Genomic DNA, 13,919 nt, shown 5'->3' with positions numbered 1-13,919 from the left:
GTGATGCCCCATCTGACAGATCGTGCGCTCAAGCAATGAGCGGAGAATTATTGAACCCCGGCGGCAGGAACGATCCGATCTACCTCTGCTCATTCAATGCTCATTCTGCATGCTCATGATGAGCTTACCCGGCCATTTGAGAGGTACCCAGAATGTTCACGAAGATACTCGTCGCAGTCAGTGCAAGTCCCGCCAATACTATCCTGGCATCTGCCATCGAATCCGCACGAAAGTACGATGCCCAGATCGTCGCGCTCCACGTAGTCGACCCGACGCCCTGTTTCATTGGCGCAGCAGACTGTTACGTCGACCTGATTGTCGAGTCGATGGAACAGCATGGCCGCCAGGTGGTCGCGCGTGTCAGGGATGTGCTGGACGAGCAAGCGCGTTCAGCCGAAGTCCGCATGGTGACGTTGCCGATATCCGGAATGACGATCGGGCGCGCGATCGCTTCTGTTGCCGACGAGACGGGCGCCGACCTGATTCTTCTCGGCGAACGGAATTCGTCCTGGTGGAACTGGTTGAATGAAGACGTGGCAACGGAAGTCGCGCGCTGTTCCGGCAGGCCGGTCCAGATCGCGGCACAGCCGCGCTCCGAACGCTATATCGCCTCGCTCAACAAGTCGCTCAGGTCGATACCGTTCCTGGCTTCCGTCAATAAGTGATCCGGCATCGGGCCCTCGCGAGTGAAATCGACGAGAGCGAGATCCAGCGCGGAGCGCTGTTTTCCGCAACCTGTTGCCGTGAGCGACACGCCGGCTGCCCTTCGACTTGCTACGCGCCGGCCAGCCTGCGCGCGAGCGTATCGGCCACCATTGCCAGGTTCGGCTCCACAACGAGATCGGTATGGGCGCCGTTGATGGTCTTCACCAGCAGCCCGCTCCTTGCGACGCGCTGCCACGCCGGCAGCGGATCGCCCTGCCCGCCCTCCCTGCCTGACGCGCGCACGTAGACGATCGGGCTGCCCAGATAGCGGCGCGGGCGATACGTCGCCATCGCGACGCGCATCGACTCGCGCACCTGCCGCAGTACCGGCGGCAGTCCCTGCGTATCGGCTGCCGGCCTGGCGGCCATCCGGCCGAGCCGCATGCGAATCCGGTCAGCGGCTCCGAACACTCTGTCCTTCATATAAGCAATGCGACCGCGCGCGGACAGTGCGCGGAACGCTCGCACGCGCTCCGCCATGACCTCGTACTGGAAGGACAACCACTCATGCAACGGCAAATAGCGTTCGTCCACGTAGGTGTCGAGCAGACACAGCAACTCGATCTTCTCGCCCGCCGCGACAAGTTGCTGCGCCATCTCGAACGCGACCAGGCCGCCGAACGAATAGCCCACCAGCGCATACGGACCGCGCGGCTGCACCGCGCGCATCTGCTGGACATAGACCCTCGCCATCTCCTCGACGCATCGCTGCGGCTCCTCGTCGCCGTCGAGTCCGCGCGCCTGCAGACCGTACACAGGCCGCTCGCTTTGCAGCGCGCCGGCCAGCGTCAGGCACTCCATCACCGAACCCGTGATGCTATGAAGCATGAAGACAGGCCTTCCGCGGCCCGCGCGCATCGGCACGACGTTCGGATGCGCGTCCTGCGTGCGCTCGCCGGTGATGACGGTGGCGAGCCGCGCAATGGTCGGCGCGATGATGAGCGTCGCAAGCGGCAGTGTTCGGCCGGTTGCCAGCCGTATATCGGCGAGCATCTGCGCTGCAAGCAGCGAATGGCCGCCGAGTTCGAAGAAGTTGTCGTCGCGACTCACCGGCGAGAAGCTGAAAAGCTGTTCCCAGAGCGCGCATAAATAGACTTCGACCTGCTCGGCCGACTCACCCGGTTCCGGCAACTCGCGACGTGTGCGGGCGAGCGCGGGATGCGCGCTGATCTTCTCGACGCATCCGGGGTTCGCCAGCGACGACAGGTTGCGCACCGGCAAGCCGTTCACGGCATCGCGCGCGGCCGCCTCCGATGCCTTGCCATTGTGCGTGACGGGCAGCGCTTCGACTTCGGCGATCACGTCCGGCACGAGTGCGGCCGAGCCCTGCAGCATCAGTTCACGCCGTACGCGCGAAGCGAGCGCGGCGCTCATCTTCGCGCCCCGCCGCAACACGAGCAGCAGTACGACGCGCTGGCCTGATCCGCTCGCGTCATGGGTAGTCTGCGCGACGACCATCGACTGATTGATCTCGCCAATGGTGCTGACAATGCGGTAGATCTCACCGGGGCTCACGTTGATGCCGCGCACATTCAGCACACCGTCGCTGCGTCCATGCAGGCGCGCCGACCCCTGCGCCGAAAACTCGATGATGTCGCCGTGCGTCCACACGCCCGGGTTCGCCTTGAAATAGGCGGCGTGAAAGCGCGAGCCGTCCGCGTCGCCGAAGAAGCCGAGCGGGCGCGACGGAAACGGATTGACGCAAACCAGCTCGCCGGTCATGCAGGTGGGCGCGCCCTCGTTCCACGCCTGAACATCGAGACCGAGACTCCTGCACTGTGCTTCGCCCGCATAGACCGGCAGATTCGGATTGCCCAGCACGAAGCAGCCGATAATATCCGTGCCGCCGGAAATCGACTGGAGCTGCAGGGGCTTGACGTAGGCGCGCACCCATTCGAACTGCGAGTCGTACAGCACGGCGCCCGTCGACATCATCGCCCGCAGCGAAGCCAGCCCGAACTGCTCGCCGGGTTTCAGGCCCGCATCCTCGCACATCTTCAGATAGGCGGGGCTCGTGCCGAATACGGTCACGCGCTCATCGGCGACCAGCCGCCAAAGCGTGTCGACTTCCGAAACCGGTCCGTCGTACGTGACGATCTCGACGCCCGAAGCCAACGCTGACAGCTGCCAGTTCCACATCATCCACGAGCAGCTTGTATGAAAGTACAGCTTGTCGCCAGGACCCAGGTCACTGTGCAACTGATGCTCTTTCAGATGTTCGAGCAAGGTGCCGCCGGCACCGTGCACGATGCACTTGGGCTTTCCCGTCGTGCCCGACGAGAACATGATGAAGAGCGGATGATTGAACGCAAAGCGCCGCCATTCGAAGCGTGCGGCATCACCCTGAACGATGAGATCGCGCAGCGAATGCTGAGGCTGGCTCACCGTGCTCGGCAGCGGCGTTTCATCCAGGCAGATGACGTTCGTGAGCGTCGGCAACGCCGTGGCCACTGCGGCGACGTGCGAAGCGATCGAGCCGGCCGTATCGAATGAGCGCTGCGTCGTGTGCGCGAACAGCATGCGCGGCGCGAGCGGCTCGAAGCGGTCGAGGATCGCCTGCACGCCGGTTTCAGGCGCCGCGGTGGAGAGCGTCGCGCCCAGCGACGTCACCGCGAGCGCGGTGATGATTGCGTGCGCGTCGTTTCGCATCATCGCGACCACGCGGTCGCCCGGACGCAGACCGAGCTCGTTGAGCGAACAGGCAAGGCGCGCGACGCGATCGCGCAGCTCGCCGCGCGTCATCGTTTCGCGGCGGCCATCGGCATAACGCGCGGTGAGTGCCGGCGACTCGTCCGGCGCGATCTTTGACCCAAGAACGCTTTGGGCGTAATTCAGCTCGACGTTCGGAAAGAAAAAAGCGGTCTCGCATTCGTCGCCGACGCAAGCCGGTTCCGCCTTGCCGCCCCATTCCATTCCCTCGGTCCATTGCAGAAAGCACTGCCAGAACCGGCGAAATTCGCGCGTCGAATACGCATGCAGTTCTGGATAGTCTGCGAAACGCTCGCCGGTGAAGTTTTCCAGCGCCGCGGTAAAGCGTGACATGCGTGATCCGGCGACGCGCTCCGGCAAGTTCTGAAATACGGGTTCGCGCGCATACATGCGCATGCTGGCCCCGACGAAATTCTCGTGATTCATCCCGCCACCAGTTGTGGAATAAAGCGTTATATGTAGTTATCTGCCTGTCGGCCGGCGGGCGCCGGCGAACAGTCGCATTCCGACAATGCCTCTTATTTGGCCTTGGGCACTCTACCCTCGCAAACAGATTACTGCGCGAGACAACGATGCTATGTGCGACCTCACACAAAATTACATGCGTCGCCGTGCAACGTCTCGCGCACGAACTTTTGACCACCGGCTCGTTGCGGGCAAGCAATCTGTATTCGCTCGCTGTCCGCCACAGTGTTATCTACCGTACCGAACGCATATGCAATAGAACGTTTAAATCGACAGACAGCGAACAGGCCTACAAAAGAGGATCAGGCTCGTGCGCTGCACGATAAGAACATTGTGCGATGCGTCCGCAACCGTCATTGCACTCACCGAAGCTCGCCCTTCCACGAGGAAAAAGACGTGAACCGATGGATTCCGGCGCTTCTCAAAGCGGCCCTGGTCATCTCTATCGTGCTGCCTGATACAGCCAGCAATCGCGTGCAAGGCGTTGAGACGTCTGCGCCCTGGATAGGCACGTGGTCGGCTTCGCCCTCCATCACCGACGATGCCGGCTTCAATAACCAGACGTTGCGGCAGATAGTGCGCACCAGCATCGGCGGGACGTCGGCGCGCATCCATCTGTCGAACCTTTTCGGCTCCGAGCCGCTGGTAATCGGCGAAGCGCGAATCGCGCGGGGCGCGCGGGGTCAGGAAACGGTGGCCGGCAGCGACCGCGCCGTCACATTCGGCGGTCAGCCGAACGTGACGATTCCCGTGGGCGCTTCGGTCGTGAGCGACCCGGTCGCGTTCGAGTTTCCTCCACTCTCCGATGTCGCCATCAGCCTCTATCTACCCGTGCGGACGGCGCCGCGCTCGACCGGCCACGTCGACGGCCTGCAGGACAACTATATCGCCGCTGGAGACGTTGCCGCCGACCCGGTCTTTACCGGCGGGAGCACATTGTCCCCGGGCGGCCAGTCCTACTATTTCCTGACGAATCTCGACGTGTTGAACCCGGCCGCGACCGGGGCTGTGGTCACGTTTGGCGCCTCCATAACCGATGGCTTCATGTCGAGTGTGAATGGAAACCGTCGCTGGCCCAATCGTCTCGCCATACGGCTCCAACAGGCCGGCATGACTGTGGGCGTGCTGAACCAGGGCATCAGCGGAAATGACTTCTTTACCAATAACGCCGGCCAGGCCGGTCTCAAACGCTTCGGTCGCGACGTGCTCCAGCAACCGGGCGCGAATTGGGTTGTGATCTCGGACGATGCAATCAACGATCTGAACACCGACAAACCGTCCACGGCTTCCCGGTTGATCGGTGCATTGCGGCAGCTTATCGAGCGCGCGCATCGTGCCAACATCAAGGTGATCTGCTCTACGCTGACGCCGTTTGCCGCAACGGGACCCGTCGAAGATGCGCGGCAAGACATTAACGCCTTCATCCTGAGTTCGACAAGCGGCTGCGACGCGGTACTCGACCAGGCGAAGGCCGTCAGCGACCCCGCCAATCCCGCTGTTTTGCTGCCTGCTTATAACAGCGGCGATAACCTCCATCCGAACGAGGCGGGCTTGCAAGCCATCGCCGACGCGATGGATCTGAATGCGCTCACAGCCGGGCAGCCCGTCCAGGCGCCCTGATAACCGCTGCGCAGGCGAAACGACTCATTTACGCAAGCATCTTCGACGCCCGCCCGTTTTTCGCGCTCCAGCACCGGACTTCATCATTTTCTTTTTATCGGACGTAAATAGCAGGACATCAATCACCGCCAACAGCGAGAGCAAGACAATCGCGACGAAAACCACCGTCCCGACGATGCTCAAAAGTGTCATATGTCCTCCGTGAGTTAAGGGAAGCGGGGATCGATGCGCACTTTATCATTCCCACAGGCGTGGCCGCGATTTGCAACGCCACACGCTCCGCCACACCCGATTAGCCGGCTCAACCCTGCACTCTCCTATAACGCTCCATTAAGTTGTTAGCAAGACATGCACGTCCGGCCTGGTGTCCCTGCGCTGTAAATCGGATGCCGGCACTCGCCAGGCCGCAGCCTGAATTCCATTCTTAAAAGTTTACCCAAAGCGGCATTCACCACTCCCGGATCACCACTATTAGCCGGGTTGTTTATTGTCCGCGCATTCCTGAGCAGTTTGATTTCTGTGTGCGCCGCGCCGCAGAAAGGGCTCGCCTTTAGCTTCAACATCGGCACCAAATACATCAAAACGGGGGGGACCAAAGTGGCAATCAGTAAATTTGAGGCACCAGGTTGAGTCGCCTGGATTGAACGCTTTACCGCCGTTCACGCCCATAAATCAATTCCAATATGCAGGCTCGCCATGTTCACATCAACCACAATTATTATCATCGTGTCCGTATGGGTCACCGTCGTAGTCCTACTTTGGCGGCTGGTTCGCAACGGTGCACTACGAGAGCGCGACGAATACGCAAATCCGCTCGCCAGCAGGCAGAAGCGGCGTGCCGCGAACGAACGGCGCTATGGAGATGCCGATAACGGTCACGCAGACTCGCCCGAGATTCACGGGCCGTCCGGAAGAAAGAGAACACCGTGAGATAGACGGACGCGAATTAAAACAGCCCCGGCGTAATGCGGGGCCGTCGCTTTAATGCTCATGATCGCCGGAAGATCCGGCGCCGCGCGCCGGATACCGCAGCGAGTCACTATTTACCGCGCTTTTTCATCCCGTCGATAAGGGTCAATCGTCCCACCCGGTTGAACGTGTGCACGCGATCTATGCTTGCGTCCCAGTTTGCTTCAATCCGGCTCGCCGACGTTTCCTTATAGGTAGTCTCGTCGATAGCGTCGATACGCTGGAACGACAATGCGCGCCCGTATTTACCACTGCAGTCTTGCGCGGGCCGATACCACTGCCCGTGATGCTCGAAGATGCTCCCCGCGGGGCGAGCAGTTCTGATATCCGACACGATCGGGTTGCACGGATGAGGATGCCAGTCCTTGCTCAACAGCGTATCCGACCAGAACAGAAACAACTCGTCGGACAGCGGTGCGTGTTCGTTTTCCCGCATGCAGGCGAAGAGCCAATATTTGCCGTCGTGACGCCAGATCGTCGTGTCCACGGCCATGACGTCGTCCATCAGGTTCATGACGTGTTCCCATTGATCCGGGAACCGCGTGCATCGATAAAGCTCGATGGCCTTGCTCTCGTTGGTCTCCGGAATCATGTAGAGTTCGCCGCCTTCCTCCAGCATGAACGGATAGGACAGGTGATAAGGCCGCTCCAGAATCTTGACGGGAGGCAGGATCGGTTGATCGTTTGCATCGAAACGGATAACCGAGAGATGTCCCCTGTTTTTCGAGTATTCGAGTTCCTCGATAAAGACCGCATATTCGCCATTTCTTTCGACCACGAACGGGTCTGCCCAGAAGCGGTCCTTGGGCGGCAGCAGTTGCTTGAACTCGAAAAGGCGTTCGGGGAGATCATCGTTCTCGCCGAAGTGGTACAGCAGCATCCACTGTTCGAACTTGCGCAGCGCGCTTGCTTTCTTTGCGACGGTTCTCGCCATCAACTGGCCAATGAACTTGCCGTAAGCGCCGCTGGTCGGCTCGGCGATTTCTTCCCCGGAATAGAACGCCGGTGACGCATCAGCCTGCGTGTATTTCAGCCTGAAGTTGTCTTCGCCGATCTCCCTCAGCTCGCGCAGCTTTCGCGGCGCGAACGAAAGCGTCTTCCAGTAGCAGTGGCTGCGATTCCTGTGAATCGACACCGGATAGGTCATCGACCATGATCTTTGCAGCGTGTGCGGGCGTTCGCCTGCCCGGGTCTGAAACTGCAAGGCCGACGCCGTCGTTTTCCGGTCCAGAAGAATGTCCCACACGCCGACGGGTCCATCACGTTCGACTACTTCATCGCCATGCCGATACGACCAGATGCCGCAAGAAGCCGTATCGAAGATCTCGCCGCACGGCCGCAACGGGCCCAGCCTCAGGAATACGTTGATGCCATGCGCGGCGATTTTCGCCAGGTCGCGAGGATCGAAATGATCCCCGCATTCCTTGCTCTCCACTTCGACATTCAAGGTCGGCACTTCTGCCAGCGCCGGGGCCGGAGACTCGGTTCTGAACGCGTCGTGTCCAACCTTGACGAGCCGTTTGTCGAGCGCCATCCACAGCGACAAGGGCCACGGACCGGCCTGCGAAGCGGTTTTGCTTCCCGGCCGCCGCTGGTACGCATATTTGACGACCAGTGCGATCTCCATCCCCTGCTCGGCAGCAATCAGTCCGAGCATGTGATTCACCCAGGCCGGCAACGCAACGTCGTCGACGAGAACCCCAACCTTTATCGTGTTCATCGCGGATTGTCTTGATGGATCGATATGCACCGTAACTCGCGCCTCATTCCACCGTCACCGATTTCGCGAGGTTGCGCGGCTTGTCCACGTCGGTCCCGCGCGTGCACGCCGTGTGATAGGCGAGCAGTTGCAAAGGCAGCACGTGCAGGATCGGCGACAACGCCCCGTAATACTCGGGCATCTGAATGACGCGCAGCCCTTCCTCGTTGGACAGATTCGCATCGGCATCGGCGAAAACGTACACCTGGCCCCTGCGGGCGCGAACCTCCTGAATGTTCGACTTCAGCTTTTCCAGCAAGCCGTCGTTCGGCGCGGTCACGACGACGGGCATCGCATCGGTCACGAGCGCGAGCGGTCCGTGCTTCAGTTCGCCGGCGGGATAGCCTTCGGCGTGAATGTACGAAATCTCCTTGAGCTTTAACGCGCCTTCCAGCGCGATCGGGAAGTGCGATCCACGGCCGAGGAAGATTGCGCTATCCGTGCGCGCGATTTCGTGTGCCCACGCGATGATTTGCGGTTCACGCGCCAGCACACCCTGCAGCGCCGTGGAAAGTCCCGAAAGCTGCGAGCGGTAGCTCGCTTCCTGCTGTGCGTCGACGTACCCGCGTGCGCGGCCGAGCGTCACCGCGAGAACGAACAGCGCCACGAGTTGCGTGGTAAACGCCTTCGTCGATGCAACACCGATCTCCGGACCGGCTTGCGTGATGAACGACCAGCGCGACTGCCGCACGATCGCGCTCGTCGCCACGTTGCAGATCGCAAGCGTGTGGTCCTGACCGAGCGATTGCGCATGCATCAGGGCGCCGAGCGTGTCGGCGGTCTCGCCCGATTGCGAAATCGGCACCACGAGCGTGTTCTTGCCCGGGATCGTTTCGCGGTAGCGGTATTCGCTGGAAATCTCGACCTGCGTCGGGATCTTCGCGATCGACTCGAACCACGCCTTGGCGGTCAACGCGGAATAGTGACTCGTGCCGCAGCCGAGCAGCAGGATGCGGTCGATCTGCGCGAAAGCCTGCGGGTCGGTAGCGCCGAAGAGCGTGGCGTCGAACGCGCTGTTGCGGGGGAAAGTTTTGGACACAGCCAGCGGCTGCTCGAAAATTTCCTTCTGCATGAAATGCCGATACGGCCCGAGCGCCGCCTCGGTGGGCGGATGGACCAAAGTGCGCGCCTCGCGCACGACCGGCTGGCCGTCGCGGTTCATGACCCGGGTGCCGTTGTGCGACAGATCGGCGATATCGCCGTCCTGCAGGAAGATGAACCGGTCGGTGACGTCGGAAAGCGCGAGCGGGTCCGACGCAAGAAACGATTCCTTGCCGTTTATCCCGATCACGAGCGGTGAGCCATACCGCGCGCCCACCACGCGCTCCGGCTCGGATTTGCAGAAGACCGCGATGGCATACGCGCCACGCAGTTCGCTCACGGCGCGACGCACCGCTTCCGCCAGATCGCCCTGGTAGTAACTGTGGATCAGATGCGCGATCACTTCCGTGTCGGTCTGGCTCGCGAATTCATAGCCCGCGCCGCTCAGCGTGGTTTTCAGCGCCTCGAAGTTTTCGATGATGCCGTTGTGAACGATCGCGATCTCGTTCTGCGAGAAGATGGGATGCGCGTTCTGGGTGGCGGGCGCGCCGTGCGTCGCCCAGCGCGTGTGGGCAATGCCCGTCCAGCCTTCGAGCCCCATCTCGCGGACCTCGCGGTCCAGAGAGCGAACGCGCGTCAGACTGCGCACGCGGTGTGGCGCGCCGTCCCGCAGCACGGCCACGCCGCAGGAGTCGTAGCCGCGGTATTCCAGCCGCCGCAAGCCTTCGAGCAATACCGGAACGACGTTGCGTTCCGCAATCCCAGCCACGATTCCACACATATTCCCCTCCGATGGTTTAGTCCGTTGCGCGACTCAACCGTGTTGGAATATCGCGTGGACTTCATAAAGCGTGCTCCGTTGCGCTAAAGCAGTCCGTTGCTTTGCGCATCCTTCTTCTCTATAGGCATCCGAATTAAATCGGCCGCCTCTCCGCGATGGCGGCGACTGGTGCTCAGTTCAAACCGTTTCCGCAAGCAGCTGGTCCGCGCTATGAGTGATGAGTTGCATCATCGCGGCCTTCGCCCCGTCCGCATCGCCCACCTCGATCGCGCGCACGACTTTGCCGTAGTCGGCGACCCGCGCGTCGTACGCGAGCGCTTGCATGCGGGAGACCGGCTGCATGGCCTTCAGCCCCATCCGGACGATGTTGCCCATCTGGCTGAGCAAGGCGTCGCCGCTTGCGTCGATGATCGCCATCTGCAATGCGTCTTCAGCGGCCTTGCGCGCGAGGGGATCCCCGCTCACCTGCTGCAGATTCTGATATGTGGCGGCGATAGCAATGCGCTGATGCCGGCTCGCCCGGGTGGCCGCGAGCGCAGCCGCGCGAGGGTCGACGAGCTTGCGGAATTCGATCAGCCCGTGCAGATACTCCGGATCGGGCGTGGCGCGAAGCCGCCACTCGGCAACCTCATGATCGATGATGAGCCAGTCTTTGGTCGGCTTGACGCGCGTACCCGTCTTGGGCCTGACATCGAGAATGCGGCGCGAAATCAGGATGCTGATCGCTTCGCGCATGATCGACCGGCTCACGCCGAGCTTCTTCGAGAGGATGACCTGCGGAGGAAGCATGTCGCCGTCGAAATCCCCGTTGATGATACCGGTCACCACCTGGTTGACCACTCGCTTGACTAGCGATGTTTCGTATCCGTGGTTCATTTTGTTTTCTCGTGGTCCTATGAGGCGTTACCTGCAAGGTCCGTCTTTTCCCGGATCCTCACCGCGGTTTTCAAGGCTTGTCCCCGTGCCTTTGTATGTTCATATGGTGCATCGGGTTTCGTTCCCGCAACGTACGTCCTCACACACTGCCTGTGTAAATTGAAGGGAAATCGCAGCGCCGCGTCAGTGGCGCGGCTCCTCCGCTCCACGCGGCGCGACGACCGGTGCGTGCCCCGTGATCACCAGCAAGCGCGGCGTCCTCATGCGTACGATCGCCACATAGATATGAACGTAAATCGTGACGAAGGCGATAGTTGCCCCGGCGAGCGCGATAGGCGTGTCCCAGAAGAACGTAGCCGGCACGATGCTCACGAGGCTCAGCACCCACAGATAGACCGAGGTGCAGGAATTGCGCATCGCACGCCGGCGCAGATTGCCGCCGTCGATACCCTTGCGCACCACACGCCGATACACGAGCGTATGCAGATGAAGTCCGTCCGGAGCGCCTGCCGGCCTGCCGCGCACGATCCTGCGGCGATAGATGGAAAAGAGCGTCTCGAAGGTCGGGTAGATTGCCACGGCCATTGCGTACCACGCCGACACGCCCGGGTTGCGCACGATCAGCAGGACCAGCAGCTCCGCCATGATGAAACCGATGAAATAAGCGCCGCCATCGCCGAGGAAGACGGAAGGCACCGGAAAGTTCCAGAGCACAAAGCCGCCGATCGCTCCGATCATCGTCAGCGCCATACTCATGACGAGCCAGTCGTTGACGCTGTGGGCCACGTAGCCGATCGACGCGAAGATCAGCATGGTCACCACCGAGGCGAGCCCGTTGAAGCCATCGATGATATTGACCGCGTTCGTCAGCCCGGCCACGCCGAGCATCGTGAAGCCGATCCCGATCGGCACAATGCGCAGCCACTGATCGACGAGCGGCAAATCCACCCGCGTGAGCGTCGCGTGCATCAGCAGGCAGGCCGCGAGCGCCGAAGCGAGCGCGCACAGCAGGCGTACGCGCGGGCTCACGCGCTTGGTCATGTCCTCGATCACGCCGCCTGCGAACACCGGCACGGCGCACAACAGGAGCAGCAGTTGACCTGTGCCAGGGGCGGTCGCCCACAGCGGCTGGATGAGCGGAATGACCGTCGCGGCGCATGCAATGCCCACTCCACCGATTCTTGGCACCGCATAGGCGTGGTTCTTCTGAATGCCGCGCAGGTCGTGGTCCATGGTAAGCGACCCGTGCAGCCCCGAACTTCGCACGATAAAAAAGATAACCAGGAATGAGACAACAAAGCCAAACGCAAGATTCAACATCTCGGTCTCCAACATAAACGGAGGAATTTTTATTTTCTTGTCGCTTTAATGCATGTTTAGGACAAGGTTAGTGATGCACACCGTCTCTCACTTTGAGTCTTTCCTCTGTGGCATTCCCAACACAACCCGGACACGATCATTTTATGAGCCGACAAATCAGCGTTAATACGACGTGCCACGGCATACGCCGATTCAACTTACCGACGCATTGGAATATGTCTATGAAATGACCATTGCCCGTTCTTGCGCACGCTCCGGACAGGAGGCGCGCTTCGTACCGGCAAGCATTACCTGACGGCTAGCGGACAGCCGCTCAGAGAAAGTACTTATAAGTGCCCAGCAGATAATTCTTTTGAATGTCGTAAGCCAGAATAGCCAGGATAAAAGCGACCACCCACAGGATCAGCGAATTCCTGATACGGATCTCCGGCAGCATGAAGGCCAGCAGCAATGGTCCGTAGTAGACAATGCGCTGGGTCCCGAATGGATAGACGAAGAAGGAAATGATCAGGAACATGATCAGCCCGATATGCATGATCGCGACCTCATGAACGGCCACTTCGCGCGCGATGTGCTCGATATGCTTTCGACGCAGCATGATCACGAGCATTGGTACGATCAGATACAGAGCGAGCGAGATCAGGAAGTTTACGGTGAATTCTTCCTGCTGCGTGTATTCCTCGAGCCGGCGGCCGCCGAACCTGGCGAACAGCCACGCTGACGCCAGTGACATCGCGAGCGCCGCGCCGACCACGCCCACGATCGCCAGCGCCTTGCTTCGCCTCATGAGAAAGTGCGCGAGAATCAGGAACAAGGCCGGATACGCAAAGGTGGTGTGAACGATACTCGCGAGCAGCGCGCCTCGAACGGGTTGCTGCCGGCACATCGCGAAGTACATGGCGATCGACAGGGCGAAGCCCTGGCGGATCTGGAATAGCCCGACCGTCGCGAGGCCGGTGGGGATCAGCGCCCACAACAGCAGGCCGAGAAGCGGCCGGCGCGTCCGGCTAAGAGCAAGCGCCATGAGCACGTTCAGCACGACAACCGTCACGCGGACCGCGGTGTCCGGTGCGAGGCCCAGTGAATCGAGGCCTAGCACCCACAGGCGCCAGCCGAGCTCATCCGTGATGGTCTTCACGATGAACAGCACCACCGACTGGCTGCTGGACCAGAGATGGACGATCCAGAGCGGATCGGCATCCCTGAAGTACGCAACGTAATTGTCCTGATCGAGCAGCGTGCTCCGATCGCCGAGGGCGATCTTCAGGAGGATGAACGCCGACAACGCCAGGAATCCAAGCATGGAAGGCCGCAGCCACCGGTAGCCGATTGCATGGATCTGGAACTTCGAGTTGAGTTGTTGTGCCACTTTCATCCCTCTCTTGCCCGTCAGCTTGCCAGTGCCGCGCAAACCGGAGGAGGTGCGTTGATTTTTATGCCGCTCAGACGCGCTTCCGGCAATTGCCGTTCAGCGGACCGTGCCCGGTGATCGGTATTGCCATCTGGCCATTGGATGGCCTCGAAACTAACTTTTCCTTACGCCCCTGCACGCTATCAGCTTTTAGTTGGACCTTACGAGCGGAACGGCACATAAGATTTGCATCGATTCCGAAGCGCGGATCCGTAGCCTCTTATAAACAATAGTCGCCTCTGGAATGACGGGGGACAATTGTC

Annotated in this window: 10 protein-coding genes; 2 read left to right on the top strand and 8 right to left on the bottom strand. The window is 60.8% G+C overall.

Annotation, left to right across the window (positions count from 1 at the left end; genetic code table 11):
* Positions 1 to 152 precede the first annotated feature (152 nt).
* Entirely contained in the window at positions 153 to 665 is a 513-nt protein-coding gene (locus PQR54_RS12195; RefSeq protein WP_408245846.1) for a universal stress protein, read from the top strand.
* 109 nt (positions 666 to 774) lie between these two features.
* On the opposite strand, the gene PQR54_RS12190 is transcribed toward PQR54_RS12195, so the two are convergent.
* A complete protein-coding gene (locus tag PQR54_RS12190) occupies positions 775 to 3,840 on the bottom strand; it encodes an acetoacetate--CoA ligase (RefSeq protein WP_408245844.1) in 3,066 nt (1,021 codons plus the stop codon).
* A gap of 264 nt (positions 3,841 to 4,104) precedes the next feature.
* Between PQR54_RS12190 and PQR54_RS12185 the strand changes: the two genes are divergently transcribed.
* Positions 4,105 to 5,499: a GDSL-type esterase/lipase family protein gene (locus PQR54_RS12185; RefSeq protein ID WP_408245842.1), complete on the top strand. Its 1,395-nt coding sequence runs from the start codon at positions 4,105 to 4,107 to the stop codon at positions 5,497 to 5,499.
* 24 nt (positions 5,500 to 5,523) lie between these two features.
* Here the strand turns inward: PQR54_RS12185 and PQR54_RS12180 are convergent, their stop codons facing one another.
* The 7 genes from PQR54_RS12180 to PQR54_RS12150 all read right to left on the bottom strand — a co-directional run bounded on the left by PQR54_RS12180 (position 5,524) and on the right by PQR54_RS12150 (position 13,620).
* The gene (locus tag PQR54_RS12180; protein ID WP_408245840.1) at positions 5,524 to 5,691 is read right to left on the bottom strand and encodes a hypothetical protein; all 168 of its coding nucleotides are present in this window, start codon (positions 5,689 to 5,691) and stop codon (positions 5,524 to 5,526) included.
* A gap of 279 nt (positions 5,692 to 5,970) precedes the next feature.
* Positions 5,971 to 6,168, bottom strand: coding sequence for a hypothetical protein (locus tag PQR54_RS12175; protein WP_408245838.1), 198 nt, complete (start codon positions 6,166 to 6,168; stop codon positions 5,971 to 5,973).
* Between the two features lie 370 nt (positions 6,169 to 6,538).
* Positions 6,539 to 8,188: a glucosamine inositolphosphorylceramide transferase family protein gene (locus tag PQR54_RS12170; RefSeq protein ID WP_408245836.1), complete on the bottom strand. Its 1,650-nt coding sequence runs from the start codon at positions 8,186 to 8,188 to the stop codon at positions 6,539 to 6,541.
* Positions 8,189 to 8,231: 43 nt separating this feature from the next.
* Complete coding sequence (glmS, locus tag PQR54_RS12165) at positions 8,232 to 10,049, bottom strand: glutamine--fructose-6-phosphate transaminase (isomerizing) (protein WP_408245834.1); 1,818 nt, start codon at positions 10,047 to 10,049, stop codon at positions 8,232 to 8,234.
* A 177-nt stretch (positions 10,050 to 10,226) separates the two neighbouring features.
* Positions 10,227 to 10,925, bottom strand: coding sequence for a FadR/GntR family transcriptional regulator (locus tag PQR54_RS12160; RefSeq protein ID WP_408245832.1), 699 nt, complete (start codon positions 10,923 to 10,925; stop codon positions 10,227 to 10,229).
* 183 nt (positions 10,926 to 11,108) lie between these two features.
* Complete coding sequence (locus PQR54_RS12155; RefSeq protein ID WP_408245830.1) at positions 11,109 to 12,245, bottom strand: MraY family glycosyltransferase; 1,137 nt, start codon at positions 12,243 to 12,245, stop codon at positions 11,109 to 11,111.
* 313 nt (positions 12,246 to 12,558) lie between these two features.
* Positions 12,559 to 13,620, bottom strand: a complete 1,062-nt coding sequence (locus PQR54_RS12150) for an EpsG family protein (protein WP_408245829.1) — start codon at positions 13,618 to 13,620, stop codon at positions 12,559 to 12,561.
* Positions 13,621 to 13,919 lie beyond the last annotated feature (299 nt).

Origin of the sequence: Paraburkholderia phytofirmans, from assembly GCF_046028095.1 — a bacterium.
Classification (GTDB): Bacteria; Pseudomonadota; Gammaproteobacteria; order Burkholderiales; family Burkholderiaceae; genus Paraburkholderia; species Paraburkholderia phytofirmans_A.
Note: the sequence above shows the minus strand (reverse complement) of the source record. Positions and strands in the feature narration are given on the sequence as shown.